Source organism: Klebsiella sp. H-Nf2 (genome assembly GCF_002806645.1).
GTDB classification, from domain to species: domain Bacteria; phylum Pseudomonadota; class Gammaproteobacteria; order Enterobacterales; family Enterobacteriaceae; genus Klebsiella; species Klebsiella variicola.
Genome location: NZ_PIBL01000003.1, coordinates 61,476 through 88,466, shown reverse-complemented (window position 1 = coordinate 88,466; position 26,991 = coordinate 61,476). Strand labels below are relative to the sequence as shown.

General features: G+C 57.6%; 18 protein-coding genes and 1 pseudogene. 16 read left to right on the top strand and 3 right to left on the bottom strand.

What is annotated here, in order from left to right:
* The first annotated feature begins 114 nt into the window (after positions 1 to 114).
* The 3 genes from gntR to gntU all read left to right on the top strand — a co-directional run bounded on the left by gntR (position 115) and on the right by gntU (position 3,161).
* A complete protein-coding gene (gene gntR / locus CWM58_RS10805; RefSeq protein ID WP_100680900.1) occupies positions 115 to 1,110 on the top strand; it encodes a gluconate operon transcriptional repressor GntR in 996 nt (331 codons plus the stop codon).
* Positions 1,111 to 1,290: 180 nt separating this feature from the next.
* The gene (gntK, locus tag CWM58_RS10800) at positions 1,291 to 1,821 is read left to right on the top strand and encodes a gluconokinase (protein ID WP_012540395.1); all 531 of its coding nucleotides are present in this window, start codon (positions 1,291 to 1,293) and stop codon (positions 1,819 to 1,821) included.
* On the top strand, positions 1,821 to 3,161 hold the full coding sequence (gene gntU / locus CWM58_RS10795) for a gluconate transporter (RefSeq protein WP_061153086.1): 1,341 nt from the start codon (positions 1,821 to 1,823) through the stop codon (positions 3,159 to 3,161). The genes gntK and gntU overlap by 1 nt, the downstream gene beginning before the upstream one ends.
* On the opposite strand, the pseudogene CWM58_RS29255 reads toward gntU, so the two are convergent.
* A pseudogene (locus CWM58_RS29255) lies at positions 3,158 to 3,519 on the bottom strand (hypothetical protein). The gene gntU and the pseudogene CWM58_RS29255 overlap by 4 nt on opposite strands.
* Before the next feature lie 103 nt (positions 3,520 to 3,622).
* Here CWM58_RS29255 and asd point away from each other — a divergent pair.
* The 8 genes from asd to CWM58_RS10750 all read left to right on the top strand — a co-directional run bounded on the left by asd (position 3,623) and on the right by CWM58_RS10750 (position 15,261).
* Positions 3,623 to 4,729: an aspartate-semialdehyde dehydrogenase gene (asd, locus tag CWM58_RS10785; RefSeq protein WP_100680899.1), complete on the top strand. Its 1,107-nt coding sequence runs from the start codon at positions 3,623 to 3,625 to the stop codon at positions 4,727 to 4,729.
* Between the two features lie 237 nt (positions 4,730 to 4,966).
* A complete protein-coding gene (glgB, locus tag CWM58_RS10780; protein WP_100680898.1) occupies positions 4,967 to 7,153 on the top strand; it encodes a 1,4-alpha-glucan branching enzyme in 2,187 nt (728 codons plus the stop codon).
* Complete coding sequence (gene glgX, locus CWM58_RS10775) at positions 7,150 to 9,126, top strand: glycogen debranching protein GlgX (protein ID WP_100680897.1); 1,977 nt, start codon at positions 7,150 to 7,152, stop codon at positions 9,124 to 9,126. Before glgB ends, glgX begins: the two co-directional genes overlap by 4 nt.
* Before the next feature lie 80 nt (positions 9,127 to 9,206).
* Positions 9,207 to 10,502 carry a glucose-1-phosphate adenylyltransferase gene (gene glgC / locus CWM58_RS10770; RefSeq protein WP_008806989.1) on the top strand — a complete coding sequence of 432 codons (1,296 nt, stop codon included), beginning with the start codon at positions 9,207 to 9,209 and terminating at the stop codon, positions 10,500 to 10,502.
* Positions 10,502 to 11,935 (top strand): glycogen synthase GlgA, encoded by a 1,434-nt coding sequence (gene glgA / locus CWM58_RS10765; RefSeq protein ID WP_061153091.1) that lies wholly within the window; start codon positions 10,502 to 10,504, stop codon positions 11,933 to 11,935. The genes glgC and glgA overlap by 1 nt, the downstream gene beginning before the upstream one ends.
* Positions 11,936 to 11,952: 17 nt before the next feature.
* On the top strand, positions 11,953 to 14,400 hold the full coding sequence (glgP, locus tag CWM58_RS10760) for a glycogen phosphorylase (protein WP_100680896.1): 2,448 nt from the start codon (positions 11,953 to 11,955) through the stop codon (positions 14,398 to 14,400).
* Positions 14,401 to 14,614: 214 nt separating this feature from the next.
* Entirely contained in the window at positions 14,615 to 14,962 is a 348-nt protein-coding gene (locus tag CWM58_RS10755; protein WP_008806991.1) for a type II toxin-antitoxin system RelE/ParE family toxin, read from the top strand.
* Positions 14,962 to 15,261 carry a helix-turn-helix domain-containing protein gene (locus tag CWM58_RS10750; RefSeq protein ID WP_004174017.1) on the top strand — a complete coding sequence of 100 codons (300 nt, stop codon included), beginning with the start codon at positions 14,962 to 14,964 and terminating at the stop codon, positions 15,259 to 15,261. The genes CWM58_RS10755 and CWM58_RS10750 overlap by 1 nt, the downstream gene beginning before the upstream one ends.
* A 62-nt stretch (positions 15,262 to 15,323) precedes the next feature.
* On the opposite strand, the gene glpD is transcribed toward CWM58_RS10750, so the two are convergent.
* Positions 15,324 to 16,832, bottom strand: coding sequence for a glycerol-3-phosphate dehydrogenase (gene glpD / locus CWM58_RS10745; protein ID WP_100680895.1), 1,509 nt, complete (start codon positions 16,830 to 16,832; stop codon positions 15,324 to 15,326).
* 203 nt (positions 16,833 to 17,035) lie between these two features.
* Here glpD and glpE point away from each other — a divergent pair, with 203 nt between their 5' ends.
* The 3 genes from glpE to CWM58_RS10730 are packed head-to-tail and all read left to right on the top strand — an operon-like array spanning position 17,036 to position 19,054.
* On the top strand, positions 17,036 to 17,365 hold the full coding sequence (gene glpE / locus CWM58_RS10740) for a thiosulfate sulfurtransferase GlpE (protein ID WP_032733885.1): 330 nt from the start codon (positions 17,036 to 17,038) through the stop codon (positions 17,363 to 17,365).
* A 50-nt stretch (positions 17,366 to 17,415) separates the two neighbouring features.
* On the top strand, positions 17,416 to 18,246 hold the full coding sequence (gene glpG, locus CWM58_RS10735) for a rhomboid family intramembrane serine protease GlpG (protein WP_008806994.1): 831 nt from the start codon (positions 17,416 to 17,418) through the stop codon (positions 18,244 to 18,246).
* Positions 18,247 to 18,295: 49 nt separating this feature from the next.
* Positions 18,296 to 19,054: a DeoR/GlpR family transcriptional regulator gene (locus CWM58_RS10730; RefSeq protein WP_002920548.1), complete on the top strand. Its 759-nt coding sequence runs from the start codon at positions 18,296 to 18,298 to the stop codon at positions 19,052 to 19,054.
* A gap of 15 nt (positions 19,055 to 19,069) precedes the next feature.
* Here CWM58_RS10730 and malT read toward each other — a convergent pair whose 3' ends face one another.
* Positions 19,070 to 21,775, bottom strand: coding sequence for an HTH-type transcriptional regulator MalT (gene malT, locus CWM58_RS10725; protein ID WP_061153094.1), 2,706 nt, complete (start codon positions 21,773 to 21,775; stop codon positions 19,070 to 19,072).
* Positions 21,776 to 22,399: 624 nt separating this feature from the next.
* Between malT and malP the strand changes: the two genes are divergently transcribed.
* On the top strand, positions 22,400 to 24,790 hold the full coding sequence (gene malP / locus CWM58_RS10720; protein WP_061153095.1) for a maltodextrin phosphorylase: 2,391 nt from the start codon (positions 22,400 to 22,402) through the stop codon (positions 24,788 to 24,790).
* Between the two features lie 10 nt (positions 24,791 to 24,800).
* The gene (gene malQ / locus CWM58_RS10715; protein WP_100680894.1) at positions 24,801 to 26,894 is read left to right on the top strand and encodes a 4-alpha-glucanotransferase; all 2,094 of its coding nucleotides are present in this window, start codon (positions 24,801 to 24,803) and stop codon (positions 26,892 to 26,894) included.
* Positions 26,895 to 26,991: the final 97 nt, after the last annotated feature.

Sequence of the window (26,991 nt, the reverse complement as noted above, 5' to 3'; positions counted from 1 at the left end):
TAGTTATCTGAGCCAGGTTAAATAAATTGCGCAGCCTTTTCCGATGTTGGGGAAGGTTGCGCTTTGTCCGTGATAAACTGAGAAAATGTTTCCCCGTTGATCACAGTCAGGACGATGAAAAAGAAAAGACCCGTACTTCAGGATGTAGCCGATCTTGTCGGCGTGACCAAAATGACGGTCAGTCGCTATTTACGCAACCCGGAGCAGGTCTCCGAAGCGCTGCGTGGCAAGATTGCCGTTGCCCTCGATGAACTGGGTTATATTCCCAATCGCGCCCCTGACATTCTCTCCAACGCGACCAGCCGCGCCATCGGCGTGCTGCTGCCGTCGTTAACCAACCAGGTTTTCTCGGAAGTGCTGCGCGGTATCGAAAGCGTCACCGACGCCTTCGGCTATCAAACCATGCTGGCGCACTACGGCTATAAGCCGGAAATGGAAGAGAAACGCCTCGAATCGATGCTCTCCTGGAACATTGACGGCCTGATCCTTACCGAACGCACCCATACGCCTCGCACCCTGAAGATGATTGAAGTCGCCGGCATTCCGGTGGTGGAGCTGATGGACAGCCGGTCGCCGTGCCTCGATATCGCCGTCGGGTTTGATAACTTTGAAGCCGCCCGGCAGATGACCGCGGCGATTATCGCCCGCGGCCATCGCCACGTCGCCTATCTGGGGGCGCGTCTCGATGAACGTACTATCATCAAACAGAAGGGGTACGAGCAGGCGATGCTCGACGCCGGGATGACGCCCTATAGCGTGATGGTGGAGCAATCTTCGTCCTACTCGTCGGGGATTGAGCTGATGCGTCAGGCGCGCCGCGAATATCCGCAGCTTGACGGTATCTTCTGTACCAACGATGACCTTGCGGTCGGCGCGGCGTTCGAATGCCAGCGCCTGGGGCTGAAGATCCCCGATGATATGGCGATTGCCGGGTTCCACGGCCACGATATCGGCCAGGTGATGGAGCCGCGGCTGGCCAGCGTCCTGACCCCGCGCGAGCGGATGGGGCGCATCGGCGCCGAACGGCTGCTGGCGCGTATTCGTGGTGAAGTGATTACCCCTAAGATGTTAGATTTAGGTTTCACATTGTCACCGGGCGGATCAATTTAAACTGACAAGTTTGAAGTAGATCACACATATTCACATCTGGCACGAATGGATATTGCTTCTCCACAGGTCCGGCATGACAATGTTACCGATAACAGTTACCCGTAACAATCAACCGATACGCCGCCTTCGCGCTGGATGAGTCAGCCACGGTGCGGCGTACCTGTCCGGTGGGAGGATGCTTTGAGCACGACTAATCATGATCACCACGTCTATGTTCTGATGGGCGTTTCCGGCAGCGGGAAATCCGCTGTCGCCAGCGAAGTGGCGCATCAACTGCATGCCGCGTTTCTTGACGGCGACTTTCTGCATCCGCGCAGCAACATCACCAAGATGGCCTCCGGTGAGCCGCTGAACGATGATGACCGCACGCCGTGGCTGCAGGCGCTGAATGACGCCGCGTTTGCCATGCAGCGTACCAACAAGGTGTCGCTGATTGTTTGCTCGGCGCTGAAGAAGAGCTATCGCGACATTCTGCGCAAGGGCAACCCGAACCTCTCCTTCATCTATCTGAAAGGCGATTTCGACGTGATCGAAAACCGTCTGAAGGCACGCAAAGGACACTTCTTCAAAACCCAAATGTTGGTGACGCAGTTTGAAACGCTGCAGGAACCAGGCGCCGACGAGAGCGATGTGCTTATCGTCGATATCGACCAGCCGCTGGAAGGCGTGGTGGCCAGCACCATCGAGGTGATCAACAAAGGCAGTCACTAGTGAGTACTTTAACGCTTGTTTTAACAGCAGTCGGCTCGGTATTGCTGCTGCTGTTTTTAGTCATGAAAGCGCGGATGCACGCCTTCGTGGCTTTGATGGTGGTTTCTATTGGTGCAGGTCTCTTCTCCGGCATGCCGCTGGATAAAATCGCGGCGACGATGGAGAAAGGGATGGGTGGTACGCTGGGCTTCCTGGCGATCGTCGTCGCGCTCGGCGCGATGTTCGGTAAGATCCTGCATGAAACGGGGGCGGTCGATCAGATTGCCGTCAAGATGCTCAAATCCTTCGGCCACAGCCGCGCGCACTATGCGATTGGCCTCGCTGGTCTTATCTGCGCGCTGCCGTTGTTCTTCGAAGTGGCGATCGTGCTGCTGATTAGCGTCGCCTTCTCGATGGCGCGCCATACCGGCACTAACCTTGTGAAGTTGGTGATCCCGTTGTTTGCAGGCGTTGCCGCCGCCGCGGCGTTCCTGCTGCCGGGGCCGGCGCCGATGCTGCTGGCGTCGCAGATGCACGCCGACTTTGGCTGGATGATCCTGATTGGCCTGTGTGCGGCGATCCCGGGGATGATTATCGCCGGTCCGTTATGGGGGAATTTCATTAGCCGCTACGTTGAGCTGCACATTCCTGACGATATCAGCGAACCGCATCTCGGCGAAGGCAAAATGCCGTCCTTCGGCTTTAGCCTGTCGTTGATCCTGCTGCCGCTGGTGCTGGTGGGTCTGAAAACCATCGCCGCGCGCTTTGTGCCGGTGGGATCTACCGCCTACGAATGGTTCGAGTTTATCGGCCATCCGTTCACCGCGATCCTGGTTGCCTGCCTGGTTGCGATCTACGGCCTGGCGATGCGCCAGGGGATGGCGAAAGACCGCGTGATGGAGATCTGTGGCCACGCGCTGCAGCCGGCGGGGATTATCCTGCTGGTGATCGGCGCCGGCGGCGTCTTCAAGCAGGTGCTGGTTGACTCCGGCGTCGGCCCGGCGCTCGGCGAAGCGCTGACAGGCCTGGGTCTGCCGATTGCGATTACCTGCTTCGTGTTGGCGGCTGCCGTCCGTATCATTCAGGGGTCCGCGACCGTTGCTTGTCTGACGGCGGTCGGCCTGGTGATGCCGGTCATTGAGCAACTGAACTACAGCGGCGCGCAGATGGCAGCGTTGTCTATCTGTATCGCCGGCGGCTCGATTGTGGTGAGCCACGTGAACGATGCCGGTTTCTGGCTGTTCGGTAAATTTACCGGTGCGACGGAAGCCCAGACGCTGAAAACCTGGACCATGATGGAAACCATCCTGGGTACTACCGGGGCGATTGTCGGTATGATCGCCTTCCAGCTGCTGAGCTAAGCCCGCTCACCTCCCGCTCGCGGGGATAAAAAGCCAGGGTAACGCTGCTTACCCTGGCTTCTTTGTCATAAGCCGCCCTTTTTCCCTCTTTTCCTTGCCTGCTATTCGCCCTTATTAGCGCTACGACGATGCTCGTATCCCTCGTCAGCCCTTGCTGTGCCTGGGTTTGATGCGTTTATTTGGCAAGCGGTAAATCACCTGATTTCGCGCTCAATCCATAATCAGGATCAATAAAATAGCGACGGAAAATATTCCATTGCGCAGGGGATTTCCCCGATAATCGTTGCGTTTTTGACGACGACCAGCGACGGTGGACAATGTGCAGGATAAGTTGCTTTTCTGATTGTTCAGCAATCATTGATTAATTTCACTTGCGACTTTAGCTGCATTTTGTAAGGTGAGGGATAATCCAGTTGGAAACTGGCCAGGCACAAACAGCACACACCTCGCAGGAATACGTTATGAAAAATGTTGGTTTTATCGGCTGGCGCGGAATGGTCGGCTCTGTTCTCATGCAACGCATGGTTGAAGAGCGCGATTTCGACGCCATTCGCCCGGTGTTCTTCTCTACCTCCCAGCTGGGACAGCCAGCGCCGTCATTCGGCGGTAGCACCGGTGGCACGCTTCAGGATGCGTTCGATCTGGACGCGCTGAAGGCTCTGGACATTATTGTCACGTGCCAGGGCGGCGATTACACCAACGATATTTATCCGAAGCTGCGCGAAAGCGGCTGGCAGGGTTACTGGATTGACGCCGCGTCGTCGCTGCGCATGAAGGACGATGCGATCATTATCCTCGACCCGGTTAACCAGGACGTGATTACCGCCGGCCTGAACAACGGCGTCAAAACCTTTGTCGGCGGCAACTGTACCGTCAGCCTGATGCTGATGTCCCTCGGCGGCCTGTTTGCCCAGGATCTGGTGGAGTGGGTCAGCGTGGCGACGTACCAGGCGGCTTCCGGCGGCGGTGCGCGTCATATGCGCGAGCTGCTGAGCCAGATGGGTGAGCTGCACAACCATGTTGCGGCAGAGCTGGCGAACCCGGCTTCCGCCATTCTGGATATCGAGCGCAAAGTGACGTCGCTGACCCGCAGCGGCGAACTGCCGGTCGATAACTTCGGCGTGCCGCTGGCGGGCAGCCTGATCCCGTGGATCGACAAACAGCTGGATAACGGCCAGAGCCGCGAAGAGTGGAAAGGCCAGGCGGAGACCAACAAGATCCTCGCCACCTCGTCCGTTATCCCGGTAGACGGCCTGTGCGTACGTGTTGGCGCACTGCGCTGCCACAGCCAGGCGTTCACCATCAAGCTGAAAAAAGATGTGTCTATCCCGACCGTTGAGGAACTGCTGGCCGCGCACAACCCGTGGGCCAAAGTGGTCCCGAACGATCGTGAGATTACCATGCGCGAGCTGACCCCAGCCGCGGTGACTGGCACCCTGACCACCCCGGTAGGGCGCCTGCGTAAACTGAATATGGGGCCGGAGTATCTGTCGGCCTTTACCGTTGGCGACCAGCTGTTGTGGGGCGCCGCGGAGCCGCTGCGCCGGATGCTTCGGCAGCTGGCGTAAGCGCAGGATGAACATAAAGGGGGTCTTCAAGCCCCCTTTTTTTTTGCGTAATACAAGGAGTAAACGCGGATGTTAGATTTTTCCCCACGGAGGTAACCCAGCCTTGGCTATGCTTTAAGTAAGGAATTCCTTACCTGAAGGTGGGACGGAGCAGGAGGATGCTGAGAGCACTGCGCCGTTCAGGTCAAAAAAGTCGCCAGTTACAGGAATGAGCGACACTTACAACAGGATGAAAGCATGTCTAATCATATCGATAGAGACGTGATTAATGCGCTAATCGCCGGTCATTTCGCGGACCCTTTTTCCGTGCTCGGCATGCACCGTACTGACGCCGGGCTGGAAGTGCGCGCATTATTACCCGATGCCACCGAAGTGTGGGTTATTGAACCGAAAACCGGACGCAAAGTCGGCAAGCTCGAATGCCTCGACTCGCGTGGTTTCTTCAGCGGCGTTCTGCCACGTCGCAAAAACGCCTTTCGCTATCAGCTGGCCGTCACCTGGCACGGGCAGCAGAACCTGATTGATGACCCTTATCGCTTTGGTCCGCTATTGCAGGATCTTGACGTCTGGCTGCTGTCGGAAGGGACCCACCTGCGCCCTTACGAAACGCTGGGCGCACACGCTGCCACCATGGACGGCGTCACCGGTACCCGTTTCTCGGTGTGGGCGCCGAACGCCCGCCGCGTCTCGGTGGTGGGGCAGTTTAACTACTGGGATGGCCGACGCCACCCGATGCGATTCCGCAAAGAGTCGGGGATCTGGGAGCTGTTCGTCCCCGGTGCGCATAACGGCCAACTGTACAAATTCGAACTGATTGATGCCCACGGCCATCTGCGGGTCAAAGCCGACCCTTACGCCTTTGAATCGCAAATGCGTCCTGACACCGCTTCGCTTATCTGCGACCTGCCGCCAAAAGTAGAACAGCCCGCGGATCGCAAGGTGGCGAACCAGTTCGATGCGCCGATCTCTATCTATGAAGTGCATCTCGGCTCCTGGCGCCGTCATACTGACAATAATTTCTGGCTGAGCTACCGCGAGCTGGCCGACCAGCTGGTGCCCTATGCGAAATGGATGGGCTTCACCCATCTCGAACTGTTGCCGGTTAACGAGCACCCGTTCGACGGCAGCTGGGGCTATCAACCCACCGGGCTTTATGCACCGACCCGCCGTTTCGGCACCCGCGACGATTTCCGTTATTTTATTAACGCCGCGCATGCCGCCGGGCTGAACGTCATTCTTGACTGGGTGCCGGGACACTTCCCGGAGGATGATTTTGCGCTGGCCTCGTTTGATGGCACTTCGCTGTATGAGCACAGCGATCCGCGCGAGGGGTATCACCAGGACTGGAATACCCTGATCTACAACTACGGTCGCCGCGAAGTCAGCAACTTCCTCGTCGGTAACGCGTTGTACTGGATCGAGCGCTTCGGGATTGATGCCCTGCGGGTCGACGCGGTGGCCTCGATGATCTATCGCGATTACAGCCGCAAGGCAGGTGAGTGGATCCCCAACGAATACGGCGGCCGGGAAAATCTGGAAGCCATTGAGTTTCTGCGCAGCACCAACCGCATCCTCGGCGAACAGACGCCGGGCGCGGTGACGATGGCGGAAGAGTCCACCGATTTTGCCGGCGTCACCCGTCCGCCAGCCGGCGGTGGGCTGGGCTTCTGGTTCAAATGGAACCTTGGCTGGATGCACGACACCCTGGATTACATGAAGCTCGATCCGGTGCATCGCCGCTACCATCACGACAAAATGACCTTCGGCATGCTCTACAACTACACCGAGAACTTCGTGCTGCCGCTCTCCCATGATGAGGTCGTACACGGTAAAAAATCGATTCTCGACCGCATGCCGGGAGATGCCTGGCAGAAGTTCGCCAACCTGCGCGCCTACTACGGCTGGTTGTTCGCCTTCCCGGGTAAAAAACTGCTGTTTATGGGCAATGAGTTCGCTCAGGGCCGCGAGTGGAACCACGATGGCAGCCTCGACTGGCATCTGCTGGAAGGCGGCGACAACTGGCACCACGGCGTTCAGCGGCTGGTGCGCGACCTGAACCACACATATCGTCACCATAAGGCGCTGCACGAGCTGGATTTTGACCCCTACGGTTTCGAATGGCTGGTGGTCGACGACCATGAGCGTTCGGTGTTTGTCTTTGTGCGCCGTGACCGGGCGGGTAATGAGATTATCGTCGCCAGCAACTTTACACCGGTGCCGCGCCACGACTACCGCTTCGGCATTAACCAGCCGGGACGCTGGCGCGAGGCGTTGAATACTGACTCAATGCACTATCACGGCAGCAACCAGGGTAACGGCGGTGTGGTGGAGAGCGACGCGATCGCCAGCCATGGCCGCGAGCATTCGCTGTCGCTGACCCTGCCTCCGCTGGCGACGATCTGGCTGGTTCGGGAGGCGCAATGACCACCCTCGCGGCAGGCAAACCTGCGCCGTTGGGCGCCAGCTATGACGGTAAGGGAGTGAACTTCGCGCTCTTCTCCGCCCATGCGGAGCGGGTGGAGCTGTGCGTGTTCGACGAGCAAGGCAATGAGCAACGCCTCGATCTTCCGGCGCGCAGCGGCGACATCTGGCACGGCTGGCTGGCCGCTGCCGGGCCGGGCCTGCGCTACGGCTACCGGGTGCATGGCCCCTGGGATCCGGCGCAGGGGCACCGCTTTAACCCGGCAAAGCTGCTGCTCGATCCCTGCGCGCATCGGGTCGAGGGCGATCTGCCGGATGACGAACGCCTGCATGGTGGAATGTGGGAGCCGGATCATCGCGACAGCGCCGCAATCGCGCCAAAATCGCAAGTGGTGGATCTGCATTACGACTGGCTTGGCGATAAGCCGCCGCGTACCCCGTGGGGGGAAACGGTGATTTATGAAGCGCACGTGAAAGGACTCACCCTGCTGCACCCGCAGCTGCCGGAAGCCATTCGCGGGACCTATAAAGCGCTGGGCCACCCGGTGATGATCGCTTACTTCAAATCGCTAGGCATCAGCGCCCTCGAGTTGATGCCGGTGGCGCAGTTTGCCAGTGAGCCGCGTCTGCAGCGAATGGGGTTAAGTAACTACTGGGGCTACAACCCGCTGGCATGGTTTGCGCTGGATCCGCGCTATGCCAGCGACCCCGCGCGTGCCCTCGATGAGTTTCGTGATGCGGTTAAGGCGCTTCATGCCGCCGGCATCGAGGTGATTCTGGATGTTGTGCTCAACCATAGCGCGGAAATCGATCTTGAAGGACCCACCGTCTCCCTGCGCGGAATCGACAACCGTAGCTATTATTGGGTAAGGGAGGATGGCGATTATCACAACTGGACCGGCTGCGGTAATACGCTCAATCTCAGCCACCCCGGGGTGGTGGAATGGGCGCGCCAGTGTTTGCGCTTCTGGGTGGACGAGTGCCATGTCGACGGCTTTCGCTTCGACCTTGCCTCGGTGATGGGGCGGACGCCGGAATTCCGCCAGGATGCGCCGCTGTTCGAGGCTATCCGCCGCGACAGCGTGCTGTCGCAGGTGAAACTGATTGCAGAACCCTGGGATATCGGCCCGGGGGGGTATCAGGTGGGCAATTTTCCGCCGCTGTTTACCGAGTGGAACGACCATTTTCGTGATATTGCCCGTCGTTTCTGGCTGCAGCAAAACGTCTCCCTGGGTGACTTTGCGCAACGCTTCGCTGCTTCCAGCGATATTTTTGCTCGCGATGGCAAGCTGCCATCGGCGACGGTCAACCTGGTGACGGCCCATGATGGCTTCACGCTCCGCGACTGCGTCTGTTTCAATCAGAAACACAATGAGGCAAACGGGGAGGAGAATCGCGATGGGACTAACAATAACTACAGCAACAATCATGGTATAGAGGGATTAGACGCCAATCTTGCGGTGATTGAACGGCGGCGCGCCAGCGTGCATGCGCTGCTGACGACGCTGCTGTTGGCTCAGGGGACGCCGATGCTGCTGGCGGGCGATGAGCAGGGCCACAGCCAGCACGGCAACAATAATGCCTACTGCCAGGATAACGCGTTGACCTGGCTGGACTGGCGCCAGGCGAACCTGGGATTAACCGCGTTTACCGCGGCGCTGATCCACCTGCGCCGCCGCATTCCGGCGCTGACCGGCAACCGCTGGTGGCAGGAGGGGGATGGCAACGTCCGCTGGCTTAATCAAAACGCCCAGCCGCTGACTGCCGGGGAGTGGCAGCAGGGCGCAGCGTGTATGCAGATCCAGTTGTCTGATCGCTGGCTGCTTACGCTGAACGCCACCGCAGAGGTGGTCGATATGGTTTTACCTGAGGGGGAATGGCGCGCCGTTCCTCCCTTCGCCGGAGAGGATAATCCGGTCATCATGGCTGTCTGGCATGGGCCCGCGCACGGAGTGTGCGTATTTCAAAGGTCGTAATCCCTGAAGCTTCCGGTTGAACTCGTGGCGGCGGCGCGGCGGGATGAGAAGGAAAGCTGGGGTGTAAAAAGGAGTTAATCATGGTTAGGCTTGAAAAAAACGATCCGCTGATGCTGGCGCGTCAATTACCCATCAAATCCGTGGCGTTGATCCTCGCGGGCGGGCGTGGCACCCGGCTCAAGGATCTCACCATTAAGCGTGCGAAACCTGCCGTTCACTTCGGCGGCAAGTTCCGTATTATCGATTTCGCATTATCTAACTGCATTAACTCAGGGATCCGCCGTATCGGCGTCATTACCCAGTATCAGTCGCACACGCTGGTGCAGCACATCCAGCGCGGCTGGTCGTTCTTCAGCGAAGAGATGAATGAGTTTGTCGATCTGCTGCCAGCCCAGCAGCGCGTGCACGGCGAAAACTGGTATCGCGGCACGGCGGACGCCGTGACGCAGAACCTGGATATCATCCGCCGCTACAAAGCGGAGTACGTGGTGATCCTCGCGGGCGATCATATTTATAAGCAGGATTACTCGCGCATGCTGATCGACCATGTCGAAAAAGGGGCGCGTTGCACCGTGGCCTGCATGCCGGTGCCCATTGAAGAGGCATCCGCCTTCGGCGTTATGGCGGTCGATGAAAACGAAAAAATCATTGAGTTCGTCGAGAAACCCGCTAATCCGCCGGCGATGCCAACCGATCCGACCAAATCACTGGCCAGTATGGGCATTTATATCTTTGACGCCGCCTATCTTTATGAGCTGCTGGAAGAAGACGATCGCAACGAAAATTCCAGCCACGATTTCGGCAAAGATATCATTCCGAAGATCACCGAAGCTGGCATGGCTTATGCACATCCTTTCCCGCTCTCCTGCGTGCAGTCTGACCCGAACGCTGAGCCGTACTGGCGCGATGTGGGGACGCTGGAGGCTTACTGGAAGGCCAACCTCGATCTGGCGTCAGTCACGCCGGAGCTGGATATGTACGACCAGAACTGGCCGATCCGCACCCATATGGAATCGCTGCCGCCGGCGAAGTTCGTGCAGGACCGCTCCGGTAGTCACGGCATGACCCTGAACTCGCTGGTTTCCGGCGGCTGCATTATCTCCGGGTCGGTGGTGGTGCAGTCGGTGCTGTTCCCGCGCGTGCGGGTGAACTCCTTCTGTAACATTGATTCGGCAGTCTTGTTGCCAGATGTCTGGGTAGGGCGCTCATGCCGCCTGCGTCGCTGCGTGATTGACCGCGCCTGCGTCATCCCGGAAGGTATGGTGATTGGTGAGAACGCGGAAGAGGATGCACGCCGCTTCTATCGCTCAGAGGAAGGTATCGTGCTGGTGACCCGCGACATGCTGCGGAAATTGGGGCACAAACAGGAGCGCTAATGCAGGTCTTACATGTATGTTCTGAGATGTTCCCGCTGTTAAAGACGGGCGGTCTGGCGGACGTCATCGGCGCACTGCCGGCGGCGCAAATTGCGGAGGGTATCGACACCCGCGTGCTGTTGCCGGCGTTTCCCGATATCCGCCGCGGCGTGGTGGATGCCCAGGTGGTGACCCGCCGCGATACCTTCGCCGGGCGGATCACGCTGCTGTACGGCCACTTTAACGGCGTGGGGATCTACCTGATAGATGCCCCACATCTCTATGACCGGCCGGGGAGCCCATACCACGATACCAACCAGCACGCTTATACCGACAACGTCCTGCGCTTTGCGCTGCTGGGCTGGGTGGGAAGCGAAATGGCCAGCGGACTGGATCCATTCTGGCGCCCGGATGTCGTGCATGCCCATGACTGGCACGCTGGCCTGACGCCAGCCTATCTGGCAGCGCGTGGGCATCCGGCTAAATCGGTCTTTACCGTGCACAATCTGGCGTACCAGGGGATGTTTTACTCCTGGCATATGAATGATATCGAGCTGCCCTGGTCGTTTTACAACATGCATGGCCTCGAATTTAACGGTCAGATCTCGTTTCTGAAGGCCGGAATTTACTACGCCGACCATATTACGGCAGTGAGCCCGACCTACGCGCGCGAGATCACCGAACCGCAATACGCCTACGGCATGGAGGGGCTGCTGCGCCAGCGCCATCATGAGGGGCGGCTGTCGGGGATCCTCAACGGCGTTGACGACGGTATCTGGAGTCCGCAAAACGATCTGCTGCTGCCGATGCGCTACGATCGCGACACGCTGGAGGAGAAGGCGGAGAACAAGCGTCAGCTGCAGATCGCCATGGGCCTGAAGGTCGATGATAAAGCGCCGCTGTTTGCCGTGGTTAGCCGCCTGACCAGTCAGAAAGGGCTGGATCTGGTGCTTGAAGCGCTGCCGGGTTTGCTTGAGCAGGGCGGCCAGCTGGCCCTGTTGGGCGCCGGCGACCCGGTGCTGCAGGAAGGTTTCCTCGCCGCTGCCGCCGAACATCCGGGCAAGGTGGGGGTGCAGATTGGCTACCATGAGGCCTTCTCCCACCGCATTATGGGCGGCGCCGACGTCATTCTGGTGCCGAGCCGCTTTGAACCGTGCGGCTTAACTCAGCTGTATGGTCTGAAGTACGGCACGCTGCCGCTGGTGCGCCGCACCGGGGGGCTGGCGGATACGGTGTCTGACAGTTCGCTGGAGAACCTTGCCGATGGTCTGGCGACAGGGTTTGTCTTTGAGGACAGCAATGCGCTGTCATTGCTGCGTGCTATTCGTCGCGCCTTTGTTCTCTGGTCGCGCCCGTCGCTCTGGCGCTATGTGCAGCGTCAGGCGATGAATATGGATTTTAGCTGGCAGGTTGCCGCGAACTCCTATCGCGAACTTTATCAACGCTTGATGTAACCACTGGAGTCATTGTTATGAATGTACCCTTTAGCTATGCATCACCGACGCTGAGCGTTGAGGCGTTAAAGCACTCTATTGCCTATAAGCTGATGTTTATCATCGGTAAAGATCCGGCCATCGCCAACAAGCATGAATGGCTTAACGCCACGCTGTTTGCTGTTCGCGATCGCATGGTAGAGCGCTGGCTGCGCTCCAACCGCGCGCAGCTTTCGCAGGAAGTGCGCCAGGTTTACTATCTGTCGATGGAGTTCCTGATTGGCCGTACCCTCTCTAACGCGCTGTTGTCGCTGGGCATTTATGACGATGTGAGCAGCGCGCTGGCGGAGATGGGGCTCGATCTGGAAGAGTTGATCGATGAAGAAAATGACCCCGGACTGGGCAACGGCGGTCTGGGCCGTCTGGCGGCCTGCTTCCTTGATTCCCTGGCGGCGCTGGGCCTGCCGGGACGCGGTTACGGGATCCGCTACGACTACGGGATGTTTAAACAGAATATCGTCGATGGCCGGCAAAAAGAGTCCCCTGACTACTGGCTGGAATACGGTAACCCGTGGGAGTTTGAGCGCCACAACACCCGCTATAAAGTACGCTTCGGCGGCCGCATTCAGCAGGAAGGGAAGAAAACCCGCTGGATTGAGACGGAAGAGATTATTGCGGAAGCCTACGATCAGATCATCCCCGGCTTTGACACCGACGCCACCAACACGCTGCGTCTGTGGAGCGCGCAGGCCAGTAGCGAGATTAACCTTGGTAAATTCAACCAGGGCGACTACTTCGCTGCGGTAGAGGATAAAAACCACTCCGAGAACGTCTCTCGCGTGCTGTATCCGGACGACTCGACCTACTCCGGACGCGAGCTGCGTCTGCGCCAGGAGTATTTCCTCGTGTCGGCCACGGTACAGGATATCTTGAGCCGTCATTACATGTTGCATAAGACCTTTGACAACCTGGCGGACAAGATTGCCATTCACCTGAATGACACCCACCCGGTGCTGTCGATACCGGAGCTGATGCACCTGCTGATCGATGAACATAAATTCAGTTGGGACGAGGCGTTCGAGGTGACCTGTCAGGTCTTCTCCTATACCAACCATACGCTGATGAGCGAGGCGCTCGAGACCTGGCCGGTGGATATGCTGGGCAAAATTCTGCCGCGTCATCTGCAGATTATCTTTGAGATTAACGACTACTTCCTCAAGACGCTGCAGGAGCAGTATCCCAACGATACCGCGCTGCTTAGCCGTACCTCGATTATCGACGAGTCCAACGGACGTCGCGTGCGGATGGCCTGGTTGGCGGTGGTAGTCAGCCACAAGGTCAACGGGGTGTCTGAGCTGCATTCGCGGCTGATGGTGGAGTCGCTGTTTGCCGAATTCGCCAAAATCTTCCCGATGCGCTTTACCAACGTCACCAACGGCGTCACGCCGCGCCGCTGGCTGGCGCTGGCCAACCCGCCGTTGTCGAAAGTGCTGGATGAGCATATCGGCCGCACCTGGCGGACCGATCTGAGCCAGCTTGAAGAACTGAAGCAGCATATCGACTATCCGACGGTCAATCAGGCGGTGCGTCAGGCTAAGCTGGAGAACAAACAGCGGCTCGCCAGCTATATTGCTCAGCAGCTCAATGTGGTGGTGAATCCGAAGGCGCTGTTTGATGTGCAGATCAAACGTATCCACGAGTACAAACGCCAGCTGATGAATGTACTGCACGTCATTACCCGCTATAACCGGATCAAAGCCGATCCGCAGGCGGAGTGGGTGCCTCGGGTGAATATTTTCGCCGGTAAAGCGGCCTCGGCCTACTATATGGCCAAGCATATTATCCACCTGATCAATGATGTGGCGGCGGTGATCAATAACGATCCGCAGATTGGCGACAAGCTGAAGGTCGTCTTTATCCCCAACTACAGTGTAAGCCTGGCGCAGCTGATCATTCCGGCGGCAGACCTGTCGGAACAGATTTCTCTGGCCGGCACCGAAGCCTCCGGCACCAGCAATATGAAATTTGGCCTTAACGGGGCGTTGACTATCGGCACCCTCGATGGGGCAAACGTCGAGATGCAGGAGCACGTGGGCGAAGAGAATATCTTTATCTTCGGTAACACCGCGGAAGAGGTGGAGGAGCTGCGTCGCAGCGGCTATAAACCGCGCGAATACTACGAGCAGGATGAAGAGCTACACCAGGTGCTGACGCAGATCGGTACCGGTGTATTCAGCCCGACGGAACCGGGACGCTACCGCGACCTGCTGGATTCCCTGATTAACTTTGGCGACCATTATCAGGTGCTGGCGGACTATCGCAGCTATGTGGACTGCCAGGATCGCGTCGACGACCTGTATCAACATCCGGAAGAGTGGGCCTATAAGGCGATGCTGAATATTGCCAATATGGGTTACTTCTCTTCCGACCGGACGATCCAGGAGTACGCGAAATATATCTGGCATATCGATCCGGTAAGGCTGTAAGCCAGTCAATGCAACACAACGGGGCCATTTGGCCCCGTTTCTGTCTGTGCGGAGAACGTTTTATTCGGAAAAGTGCCGGGGAGGATTCAGGCTATTGCGGGAATATACTATTGACGTGAATTCGCCAGCAGTACGATAAATGCTCAATAAGTTTACGTTCATAGCCTAATGGCTATAATATGGATGATAGCCTTTAGGCTATGAGGGATCGCCTATGTGGGATGTAGAAACGACGGATACGTTTGATGCCTGGTTCGAATTACAAAGTAGAGCTTTAAAAGAGGATATGTTGGCCACGATGCTCATCCTGTCTGAATTTGGTCCGCAGCTTGGGCGCCCGTATGTTGATACGGTGAAAGATTCAACGTTTCAGAATATGAAAGAACTTCGGGTTCAGCATCATGGGCTCCCCATCCGCGCCTTTTTTGCTTTTGATCCTCTGCGGAAAGCTATCGTTTTATGTGCGGGCAATAAGGATGGCATGAATGAGAAACGTTTTTACAAAGAGATGATTACTCTGGCTGATAGAGAATTCAGCCAACACCTGACTAAGGAGCGATAATGGCCACGCTAAAAGAACTCATGGCGAAACAGAGTCCTGAAAGCCAGCAGCGTATTGCAGCGAAAGCGGCAGAGATACGCCAGTCTGTCGCTTTAAACTTGCTTCGAGAAGAGTTGCAAATGTCGCAAACAGAGATGGCTGCGGCTATGGGGGTAAAGCAGCCAACGATCGCTAAAATGGAACAGACTGATAACGACCCTCGGCTTTCGACCCTAAAACGCTACATTGCGGCATTGGGTGGAGAACTCAGTATAAATGTCACATTGCCGACTGGAAAAAAAGTCTCGTTTAATTTGTGAACAGGTATCCGGGCCAAGCGCAAGCCATAGCCCGGGTATTTCTCTCCTGGCGCCACGCGATGTCAGGACGCTAACGACAGCTCAGACTTTCCCGTATGTTGCGCCAGCCATTCGCTGATGCGCGCTTGCTGCTCGGCATTCAGCCACATGCCCTGTTTGGTACGACGCCAGATGGCGTCATCCAGGCTGCGCACCCATTCGTGCTCAACCAGATATTTCAGTTCGGCTTCATAAAACTCGTGACCGAAATCTTCCCCCAGATCGCTCAAGGCACTGGTTTCCTTCAGGATCCACTCGCTGTTGCTCCCGTAGGTGCGGGCATAATGGCGGGCCAGTGATTCGCTGATGAACGGGAAGCGACGGCGCAGTTTTGCCGCGTAGTCGTCGCGGTCGCCGCCGATATCGCCGCCCGGCAGCACCGCGGTTTTGGTCCATGCCGGACCGATCCCTTTGTAATAGGGGGTCAGTTTTTCCAGCGCGTGCTCGGCCAGTTTGCGATAGGTGGTCAGCTTCCCGCCGAAGACGGAGAGCAGCGGCGCCTGGCCGTTCTCATCGTGAATATCCAGCGTGTAGTCGCGGGTGATCGCCTGCGGCGAATCCGACTCGTCGTCGCACAGCGGACGGACGCCGGAATAGGTCCAGACGATATCGTCCCGGCTGAGGGTCTTTTTAAAGTGCGCGTTATAGACGTTCAGCAGGTAATTAATCTCTTTATCATCAATGGCTACCGCTTTCGGATCGCCCTTATATTCCACGTCCGTCGTGCCGATGATGGAGAACTCATCCATCCACGGGATAACAAACACAATACGTTTATCTTCGTTTTGCAGAATGTAGGCCTGCTTCTGAGTATGCACTCGCGGCACCACGATGTGGCTGCCCTTGATCAGGCGGATACCGTAAGGCGAGCGCAGATGCATCCCTTCGTCGAAAAACTGTTTGACCCATGGACCGGTGGCATTGACCAGACCGCGCGCCTTCCAGGTAAACTTCTCGCCGCTATCGATATCTTCCGCTTCCACCACCCACAGGCCGTTTTCACGTTTTGCCGAGATGGCGCGAGTGCGAGTGCGCACTTCGCCGCCTTTGCGGACGACCATCTGCGCGTTGGCCAGCACCAGGCGGGCATCGTCGACCCAGCAGTCGGAATATTCGAAACCGCGCACAATTTCCGGCTTCAGCACCGACTCTGCGCCAAAACGCAACCCGGTGGAGCCCGGCAGGCTGGTGCGTTTGCCCAGATGATCGTACATAAACAAGCCGATACGGATCATCCATGCCGGACGCAGATGTGGACGATGCGGTAGGCGAAAGCGCATCGGGAAGGCGATATGCGGAGCCATTTTTAACAGCACTTCACGCTCGGCCAGCGCTTCGCTGACCAGGCGGAACTCATAGTGTTCGAGGTAGCGTAGCCCGCCGTGGATCAGTTTGGAACTGGCGCTGGAGGTAGCGCAGGCGAGATCGCGCGCTTCCAGCATCAGTACGGATAAACCCCGCCCGGCGGCATCTGCCGCGATACCGGCACCGTTGATGCCTCCGCCTATCACAATCAGATCTTTGGTTTCCACGTTCTTACCCTCTCACACTTTCGTTTAAGCTCACAAATGCTCGATATCGCTCACTATAGCAAACAAACGCGCTTTTGGTAACATCAAAAAAACATTTTGGAGTGATGGGTGTAACATATTGGCGTTTCTTTACCGCCTGACGGTACACTACAGGGTAAAATTGGGCCGCCATCGCCCGTCATGACGAGAAAGAGAAGAGAACCATGGAACAGTTTGAATGTATCAATGTTGAAGAAGCGCACCAGAAACTGCATCAGCAGAAGGCAGTGCTGGTCGATATCCGCGATCCGCAAAGCTATGCGATGGGCCATACGCCGGGCGCGTTTCACCTGACCAACGATACGCTGGGCGCGTTTATGCGTGATAACGACTTTGACACGGCGGTGATGGTGATGTGCTATCACGGCAACAGCAGTAAGGGCGCCGCGCAATATCTGCTGCAGCAGGGATTTGATAAGGTCTACAGCGTTGATGGCGGGTTCGACGCCTGGCATCGCCATTTCCCGGCGGAAGTGGCGCACGGGACGTTTTAACGGCTGGCAGGTATACTATCCCCCTTTGTGTGGAATAAGCGATTCGCTGCATGTTAATGATTACCTCTTTTGCCAATCCGCGGGTGGCCCAGGCGTTTGTCGATTATATGGCGACGCAGGGGATTATCCTGACCATTCAGCAGCACGCCCAGAGCGACGTCTGGCTGGCTGATGAGAGTCAGGCCGGTCGCGTCAGGGCTGAGCTGGCCCGCTTCCTTGAGAATCCTGCGGACCCGCGTTATCTGGCCGCGAGCTGGCAGTCCGGACAGACCAATAGCGGGTTGCGTTATCAGCGCTTTCCTTTCTTTGCCACGCTGCGGCATAACGCCGGCCCGTTCACCTGGGCGATTCTGCTCATCTGCATCGCGGTGTTTATCCTGCAAAATCTGCTTGGCGATCAGCCGGTGATGATTTGGCTGGCCTGGCCCTACGATCCTTCGCTGCAGTTCGAAGCCTGGCGCTATTTCAGCCATGCTTTCATGCATTTCTCGCTGATGCATATTCTCTTCAACCTGCTATGGTGGTGGTATCTCGGCGGCGCGGTGGAAAAGCGCATCGGCAGTGGCAAACTGGTGGTGATCACCGTTATCAGCGCCCTGTTAAGCGGCTTCGTGCAGCATCAGTTTAGCGGCCCGTGGTTTGGCGGCTTATCGGGCGTGGTATACGCGCTGATGGGCTACGTCTGGCTGCGGGGCGAGCGCGATCCGCAGAGCGGTATTTATCTGCAGCGCGGGTTGATACTCTTCTCTTTAGTATGGTTAATTGCTGGCTGGTTTGACGTTTTCGGCATGGCGATCGCTAACGGCGCGCACGTGGCTGGTCTGGCGACCGGCCTGGCGATGGCGTTTGTTGATACCTTGCATGGGCGAAAACGCGCATAAAGACTTACCGACAGGGGTCGGGTAGGCGACATTTTTCCAGGGATATTTCATGAAACAAACACAACGTCATGACGCGATTATCGAGCTGGTAAAAAAACAGGGTTACGTCAGCACGGAAGAGCTGGTTGAGCAGTTCGCGGTCAGCCCGCAGACCATCCGCCGTGACCTGAACGATTTAGCCGAACAGAAAATGATCCTCCGCCATCACGGCGGCGCGGCGCTGCCCTCCAGCTCGGTGAACACCTCCTGGCACGATCGCAAAGCGACCCAGACGGCGGAAAAAGAGCGTATCGCCCGGCGGGTGGCCAGCGAGATCCCGGACGGCGCGACGCTGTTTATTGATATCGGCACCACACCGGAAGCGGTGGCGCATGCCCTGCTCGATCACAACGATCTGCGCATTGTGACCAACAACCTGAACGTGGCCAATACGCTGATGGTCAAAGAGGACTTCCGCATTATTCTCGCCGGCGGTGAACTGCGTAGTCGCGACGGCGGGATCATCGGGGAAGCGACCCTGGACTTTATCTCGCAGTTCCGCCTCGACTTCGGCATTCTTGGCATCAGCGGCGTCGACAGCGATGGCTCGCTGCTGGAGTTTGATTATCATGAAGTGCGCACCAAGCGCGCGATCATTGAGAATTCACGCCACGTGATGCTGGTGGTGGATCATACCAAGTTTGGCCGCAATGCGATGGTCAACATGGGCAGCATCAGTATGGTCGATGCGGTCTATACCGACGTGTTACCGCCGGCGGGTGTGCTGAAGGTGATTACCGATAACAACCTCCAGCTGGAGCTGTGCTAAACGGCAACGGCGTCGTCAGACGCCGTATCCCATCATCTTGAGTAACTGTTGGGCATGCTGCACCGCGTCCTGCCGGTGGGCGACGCCCAGTTTCTGATACAGGTTGCGAATGTGGGTCTTGATGGTGGTGGCCGCCACGTCAAGTTCGCCGGCAATCTGCTCGTTGCTGTAACCGGAATAGATTAAGCCAAGCACCTGCCATTCGCGCTGGGTCAGCGGGCTGGTGCGGATAAGCTCCGGCACCTCCGGATGATTCAGCAGCCGCTCGACGAACCCTTCGTCAAAGTGGGCGAATTTGTGGCGATGATGCTGGTTGATGTCGCGCAGAATACGCTGGGCTCGGTGTTGCTCCAGCTCCGGCAGAGTGTTCAGCTGGATCAGCTGGCGTAGCTGCTGAGCCATCGCCTCGCCTTCAATCACAAAGTGGTTGATAAAACCGGTGCGGTTGGCGAGCGTCAGGGCTTCGAGCAGGGCTTTCTGCGCTTCGCTCTTGCGTCCCGCCTGCCAGTACAGCTGGTTGAGCAGCAGCAGGTTGCGGTTGAGATCGCTCATCAAACGCAGCGAACGCGCATTTTCGTTCAGCTCTTCCAGCACCATTTCCGCCGGTTCGAAATCGCCCAGCAGGATCTGCGCCCGGGCAATGTTGCGCCACTGGCTTTGCAGGAAGTGGTTGTTGGCGAACTCCGGCTTCGGCGTCTGGCGCAGCCAGTTGGCCGCCGCGGTTTTATCGCCGGTCATCTGCCAGTAGATCACCCGCACCTTATCGGCGTTGGAGACCCAGTCGCTGTGATAGTGACCGTTACCGAGCAGGTTTTCCAGCCGGTTCAGGTGGCTGCGGGCATTATCCAGATCGCCGCGCGCCAGCGAGCACTGGACCATCAGCGCCAGACACTGCAGCTGCTGCTGCGGCTGATACGTTGAGAGAACGTCCATCCCCTGGCGGGCGCAAGCTTCTGCCTCGTCGAGGCGCGCCCATGCCCACAGTAGCTGAGAGCGGATGCGCAGCAGGAACTCGTGCATCGGCAACTGCTCAAGGTGCTGTTCGCGTACCAGCTGGAAGGCTTTCTCCTGGCTCTCCCAGGCGGCCTGCAGGAAGCCCTGGGCAAAGAGGATTTCGCTTTGCTGAATGATGCTCCACAGCGCGTAATGCCACACGTCGTGGCGGCGGGCCATCTGTTCGGTCTGCTGCATCACCGCGAGGGATTTGGTCAGTTTCCCCTTACAATGGAGGACTTCACCATGCACCGAGGTGGCGACGATGCGGCTGTAATAGTTGGCCAGCGGCAGCTCTTCCAGGGCCACCATCGACAGACGTTCCGCTTCGTCCTGGTCGCCGTCGTTAATCGCTACCTGTGCGCGCAGAGCGTTGAAATCGCCATGCATCGCGGTGTCCATTTCCACACTCATCTCCTGCTCGGCGCGCGCCAGCAGGGTGTTGACTTCGCTGTAACGATGCTGGCTCTGCATCAGCCAGGCCTGCAGCAGGATCAGGCGCGGATTTTCCAGCAGATTTGACCAGGGCAGTGCCGACAGCGACTGCTCCAGCAGCCCCAGTTCGCTATGGTTAAACATGCCCCAGGCGTGGTTGAGTAAGATATCGCGCAGCATTTTGGCATCGCCAGCCGCCAGCGCATGATGAATGGCCTCGCTGGGGAACCCTTGCGCCATCCAGCTTTCCGCCGCAGCGCGGTGGATCTCCGGCAGTTCAACCGCCAGCTCCCACTGACAGCGCTGGCGCAGGAAGCTGCCAAACAGCGGGTGATAGCGGAACCATTCGCCGGAATCATCCATCCGCTGCAGGAACAGCCCCTGACGTTCGATCTCCTCCAGCTGCATCTGGCCATTCTCTTCGCCGGTGACGCGCACGATTAACGCGTCGTTCATCGAGCGCAGCAGAGAACTCTTCAGCAAAAAGCTACGCGTGCGGGCGTCGACGTTATCCAGTACTTCATCCACCAGATAATCCGACAGATGGCTGGCGTTAATCCCGGCGAGGCGGCGGGCGGAGTGTTGGGCGGAAGAGTTATTCTGGCGGGCGGAGAGGGCGATGAGCTGCAGCGCGGTGGCCCACCCGGCGACATCGTCGCACAGCCGGCTGCTGTCGTCGGCTTCGATTGGCGACGTCAGACGGCAGTCGAAAAATTGTTTCGCTTCCTGGTGGGTAAAGGCCAGCTGCTGGCTGCCAATCTCCAGCAGCTGATCGCGGACGCGCAGGTTGGCAATGCCCAGCTGCGGCAGGTTACGCGACAGCACCACCAGAGTCATATTCTCCGGCTGATGGCGCAGGAAAAAGCGCATCGCGTCATGGATCACCGGATTATTGATCAGATGATAATCATCAATGACGAGGTACAGCGGGCGCTGCCAGTCGGCGAGTTCAATAAACAGCTGCGCAAAAAGGGAGGAGAGACTGGCGTACTGGCGCTTTTGCACCATCGCTTCACTGGCCGCGCAGTGGTTGCCGGTGGCCTGCTGAATCGCCGCGATCAGATAGCTGGCAAAACGCTCCTGCTGGTTGTCACCTTCGTCCAGCGAGAACCACCCGAGATCGTTTTTACCTGCGGCCCACTGAGAAATGAGCGTTGTTTTACCGTACCCGGCAGGGCTGGTGATCAGCACGAGACGATAATTGTTCGCGCCGGAAAGTTTCGCCAGTAAACGCTCACGAACCACAGTGTGTTCAAGGCGGACCGGACGACTTAATTTGGACGGAATCAACATAGTTCTACATTTCGCTGTGCAAGAGAGAGGTTGCGATTTTTTTTGCGCTTCGTAATTAATATCTAATAAGGTCGGTGATTATGAAATTTATTGCAAGTTATGTCCGAACTTTATGCTCTTGAATTTGCTCTATGTCACAAATTTTGACATTGGTTGAGAATGGGGAAAAATCGCAGACAGGACTCGCCGTCAGCGGTTTTTAGACGGCGGCTGGCGGAGCGGGGAGAGATTTATTTTATGTGAAGAGTAGTCGTTTGTTTTTATTAAATTATTGTCAGTGATTTCTTAGAAGTAATCTTTTTTGCGGGGCAATGTGATGAAATGTGCTTATTTCTCCAGAGCGCTCTATTTATTTTTTTAATAACCTGGCGAGAGGCGGGAAGATTTTTAGCGCGTATTGGCCTGTAACAAATTTTTACCCTGCGGACGTCACTTCTTGATTGTCATACGGCGGTGATTTTTACAGCATATTTTTGCCTTCTCACCCACACTATAGTGTCCAGGATCACACTTTTCGCTCATCCCCGCCACTCCTCCCTGTCTAATCCCCGTCGGGATGAGGACGATGAATCGGGAGGTCGGCACACTAGCGCCATCGTTTTAGTAAAGGACCCGGATCTCATTATGTCACAGACTTCATTTAACAAAGCTCAGTTTCAAGCTGCACTGACGCGTCAGTGGCAGCATTTTGGTTTACAGTCCGCTTCCGAGATGACGCAGCGTCAATGGTGGCGCGCGGTCAGCGGAGCGCTGGCGGAACTTCTGTCGGCGCAGCCGGTGGCAAAACCAGCGCAAGGACAGCGTCACGTTAACTACATCTCGATGGAGTTTCTGATTGGTCGTCTGACTGGCAACAACCTGCTCAACCTGGGCTGGTACGAGGGCGTGAGCGATGCGCTGAAAGGTTATGACGTCAACCTCACCGATCTGCTGGAAGAAGAAACCGACCCGGCGCTGGGTAACGGTGGCCTGGGACGTCTGGCTGCCTGCTTCCTCGACTCCATGGCGACCGTAGGCCAGTCGGCCACCGGTTACGGCCTCAACTACCAGTATGGTCTGTTCCGCCAGTCTTTTGACGATGGCCAGCAGATGGAAGCCCCGGATGACTGGGGTCGTAACAACTACCCCTGGTTCCGCCATAACGACGCGCTGGATGTCCAGGTTGGCATCGGCGGTAAAGTCAGCAAAAACGGCGAATGGCAGCCGGCGTTCGTCATTACCGGCGAAGCCTGGGATCTGCCGGTGCTCGGCTATCGCAACAATGTCGCCCAGCCGCTGCGTCTGTGGCAGGCCAAACACGCTCATCCGTTCAACCTGACCAAATTCAACGATGGCGATTTCCTGCGCGCCGAGCAGCAGGGCATCGACGCGGAAAAACTGACTAAGGTGCTGTACCCGAACGACAACCATCAGGCCGGTAAAAAACTGCGCCTGATGCAGCAGTACTTCCAGTGCGCCTGCTCGGTGGCCGATATCCTGCGCCGCCATCATCTGGCAGGTCGCAAGCTGTCCGAACTGGCGGACTACGAAGTGATCCAATTGAACGATACGCACCCGACCATTGCTATCCCGGAACTGCTGCGCGTGCTGATTGATGAGCACCAGCTGAGCTGGGACGACGCCTGGGCGATCACCAGCAAAACCTTTGCTTACACCAACCACACCCTGATGCCGGAAGCGCTGGAGTGCTGGGATGAGAAGCTGGTGAAAGCGCTGCTGCCGCGCCATATGCAGATCATTAAAGAGATTAACGACCGCTTTAAACTGCTGGTGGATAAAACCTGGCCTGGCGATAAGCAGGTCTGGGCGAAGCTGGCGGTGGTGCATGACAAGCAGGTTCGGATGGCCAACATGTGCGTGGTGAGCGGTTTTGCCGTCAACGGCGTGGCGGCGCTGCACTCTGACCTGGTGGTGAAAGATCTGTTCCCGGAATATAACCAGCTGTGGCCGAACAAATTCCATAACGTGACCAACGGCATCACGCCGCGCCGCTGGATCAAGCAGTGCAACCCGGCGCTGGCCTCGCTGCTGGATGAGACGCTGAAAAAAGAGTGGGCCAATGACCTTGACCAGCTGATCAACCTGGAAAAATACGCTGACGATGCGGCATTCCGTCAGACCTATCGTGATATTAAACAGGCCAACAAAGTCCATCTGGCCGAGTTTGTGAAGCAGCGCACCGGGATTGAGATTAACCCGCAGGCGATTTTCGATATCCAGATCAAACGTCTGCACGAGTACAAGCGTCAGCATCTCAACCTGCTGCATATTCTCGCGCTGTACAAAGAGATCCGCGAAAATCCGCAGGCCGATCGCGTACCGCGCGTCTTCCTGTTCGGCGCGAAAGCAGCGCCGGGCTACTATCTGGCGAAAAACATTATTTTTGCCATCAATAAGGTAGCGGAAGCGATCAACAACGACCCGAAAGTCGGCGATAAGCTGAAAGTGGTCTTCCTGCCGGACTATTGTGTATCGGCAGCGGAAAAACTGATCCCGGCGGCGGATATCTCCGAGCAGATCTCCACCGCGGGTAAAGAAGCCTCTGGCACCGGCAACATGAAGCTGGCGCTGAACGGCGCGCTGACCGTCGGGACGCTGGATGGCGCTAACGTGGAAATCGCCGAGCAGGTGGGCGAGGAGAACATCTTTATCTTCGGTCACACGGTAGAAGAAGTAAAAGCGCTGAAAGCGAAAGGCTACGATCCGCTGAAATGGCGTAAAAAAGACAAACTGCTCGATGCAGTGCTTAAGGAACTGGAGAACGGTACCTACAGCAACGGCGACAAGCATGCCTTCGACCAGATGCTGCACAGCCTGCTGCAGGGTGGTGACCCGTACCTGGTGCTGGCCGATTTCGCAGCCTACGTGGCGGCGCAAAAACGGGTAGATGAGCTGTACCGCGACCAGGAGGCCTGGACTCGCGCGACTATCCTCAACACCGCGCGCTGCGGCATGTTCAGCTCTGACCGCTCGATCCGCGATTATCAGCAACGTATCTGGCAGGCGAAACGCTAAAGGAAGGCCTATGGAGAGTAAACGCCTCGATAATGCCGCGCTGGCGGCGGGCATCAGCCCCAGCTATATCAACGCGCACGGCAAGCCGCAGTCTATCGCGGCTGTCACCAAACAGCGCCTGCTGGATGCGATGCATCGCTCTACCGCCGCCACGAAAGTGGCGGTTAACCCGCTGCCGAACGTGAAAATTTTCACCCACGGCAAAAAAATGTCGCTGCCGGTGGCAGGACGCGGTGAGTATCAGTGGATCCTGACCACTGAGGACGGTAAGCAGTATCAAGGGAAAACCCGCGGCGGCGAAGCACTGCCGCTGCCGGCCAAATTGCCGGAGGGGTACCACTCCCTGACCCTCACTCAGGAGGGGGAGCGTTGGCATTGCCGGACCATCGTCGCGCCAGCCCGCTGCTACGAGCCGCAGCCGCTAAAAGAGGGGAAAAAGCTGTGGGGCACCTGCGTGCAGCTTTATACCCTGCGCTCGGAGAAAAACTGGGGGATCGGCGATTTTGGCGATCTGCGGGCCATGTTGCCGGAAATCGCCCGCCGCGGCGGGTCGTTTATTGGCCTTAACCCGATACATGCTCTCTATCCGGCGAACCCGGAGAGCGCCAGTCCGTATAGCCCGTCTTCACGTCGCTGGCTGAACGTCATCTATATCGACGTCAACGCGGTTGAAGATTTCCAGCGTAGCGAAGAGGCGCAGGCGTGGTGGCAGTCCGCAGCGACCCAGCAGGCCTTGCAGGCGGCGCGGCAAACGGATGATGTCGACTATACCGCGGTCACCACGCTGAAAATGACCGCGCTGCGTATGGCGTGGAAACGATTCTCTCGTCGTGAAGATGAGCAGATGACGGCGTTCCGCGAGTTTGTTCTGCGCGAAGGGGAAAGCCTCTACTGGCAGGCCGCTTTCGATGCGCTTCACGCCTGGCAGGTACAACAGGACCCGCTGCGCTGGGGCTGGCCGGCATGGCCGAAGGCCTGGCAGGATATTGACAGTCCGGAGGTGAAAGCCTTCTGCATTGAGCATGAGGACGACGTTAGTTTCTATCTCTGGTTGCAGTGGCTGGCCTGGAGCCAGTTTGCCGCCTGCTGGGAAACCAGCCAGCGCGATAGCATGCCGATCGGTCTTTACCGCGATCTGGCGGTGGGCGTCGCCGAAGGCGGGTCGGAGACCTGGTGCGACCGTGAGCTGTACTGCCTGAAAGCGTCCGTGGGCGCGCCGCCGGATATTCTGGGCCCGCTGGGCCAGAACTGGGGCTTGCCGCCGATGGATCCGCATATTATTGCCGCCCGCGCCTATGAGCCGTTTATCGAACTGCTGCGCGCCAATATGCAAAACTGCGGCGCGCTGCGCATCGATCACGTGATGTCGGTGCTGCGTCTGTGGTGGATCCCTTATGGTGAGACCGCCGACCATGGCGCTTACGTTCAGTATCCCGTCGACGATCTGCTGTCGCTCCTGGCCCTGGAAAGCCAGCGTCATCGCTGCATGGTGATCGGTGAAGATCTGGGCACGGTACCGGTGGAGATTGTCAGCAAGTTACGCAATAGCGGCGTCTATTCTTATAAGGTGCTCTATTTTGAGAGTGATGCAGAGAAAACGTTCCGCGCGCCGGCGCTGTACCCGGAGCAATCAATGGCTGTGGCGACAACGCACGACCTGCCCACCCTCCGCGGCTACTGGGAAAGCGGCGATCTGACGTTAGGTAAAGCGCTGGGGCTCTATCCCGACGAGGTGGTGCTGCGCGGACTGTACCAGGACCGTGAGCTGGCGAAGCAAGGGCTACTGGATGCGCTGCATAAGTACGGTTGTCTGCCCAAGCGTGCCGGACATAAGGCCTCGCTGATGAGCATGACGGGGATCCTCAATCGGGGGATGCAGCGTTACATTGCCGACAGCAATAGTGCCCTGTTAGGCCTGCAGCCGGAAGACTGGCTGGAGATGGCGTCGCCGGTTAACATTCCGGGTACCAGCACCGAATACCCGAACTGGCGCCGGAAGCTGTCCGTCACCCTGGAGCAGATGTTTGCCGATGAACAGGTCAATAAGCTGATTAAGGATCTGGATAAACGGCGTAAGGCGGCGAGCAAGAAAGCCGCCTCCTGATGACTTCTCGCCGCGTCGTTCGCTGCGCGGCGAAGAGCATGTCTGAAAAAAAGGCCGGCCCGCATAATGCGGACCGGCCTTTTTCTATGGCGGGAGT

What these genes read in the sequence shown, in the direction of transcription:
- glpG (WP_008806994.1), top strand. Translation starts at nt 17,416, where the DNA reads ATGTTAATGATTACCTCTTTTGCCAATCCGCGGGTGGCCCAGGCGTTT.
- glgP (WP_100680896.1), top strand. Translation starts at nt 11,953, where the DNA reads ATGAATGTACCCTTTAGCTATGCATCACCGACGCTGAGCGTTGAGGCG.
- asd (WP_100680899.1), top strand. Translation starts at nt 3,623, where the DNA reads ATGAAAAATGTTGGTTTTATCGGCTGGCGCGGAATGGTCGGCTCTGTT.
- CWM58_RS10755 (WP_008806991.1), top strand. Translation starts at nt 14,615, where the DNA reads ATGTGGGATGTAGAAACGACGGATACGTTTGATGCCTGGTTCGAATTA.
- malP (WP_061153095.1), top strand. Translation starts at nt 22,400, where the DNA reads ATGTCACAGACTTCATTTAACAAAGCTCAGTTTCAAGCTGCACTGACG.
- gntR (WP_100680900.1), top strand. Translation starts at nt 115, where the DNA reads ATGAAAAAGAAAAGACCCGTACTTCAGGATGTAGCCGATCTTGTCGGC.
- malQ (WP_100680894.1), top strand. Translation starts at nt 24,801, where the DNA reads ATGGAGAGTAAACGCCTCGATAATGCCGCGCTGGCGGCGGGCATCAGC.
- CWM58_RS10750 (WP_004174017.1), top strand. Translation starts at nt 14,962, where the DNA reads ATGGCCACGCTAAAAGAACTCATGGCGAAACAGAGTCCTGAAAGCCAG.
- glgC (WP_008806989.1), top strand. Translation starts at nt 9,207, where the DNA reads ATGGTTAGGCTTGAAAAAAACGATCCGCTGATGCTGGCGCGTCAATTA.
- glgX (WP_100680897.1), top strand. Translation starts at nt 7,150, where the DNA reads ATGACCACCCTCGCGGCAGGCAAACCTGCGCCGTTGGGCGCCAGCTAT.
- malT (WP_061153094.1), bottom strand. Translation starts at nt 21,775, where the DNA reads ATGTTGATTCCGTCCAAATTAAGTCGTCCGGTCCGCCTTGAACACACT.
- glpE (WP_032733885.1), top strand. Translation starts at nt 17,036, where the DNA reads ATGGAACAGTTTGAATGTATCAATGTTGAAGAAGCGCACCAGAAACTG.
- glgA (WP_061153091.1), top strand. Translation starts at nt 10,502, where the DNA reads ATGCAGGTCTTACATGTATGTTCTGAGATGTTCCCGCTGTTAAAGACG.
- CWM58_RS10730 (WP_002920548.1), top strand. Translation starts at nt 18,296, where the DNA reads ATGAAACAAACACAACGTCATGACGCGATTATCGAGCTGGTAAAAAAA.
- glgB (WP_100680898.1), top strand. Translation starts at nt 4,967, where the DNA reads ATGTCTAATCATATCGATAGAGACGTGATTAATGCGCTAATCGCCGGT.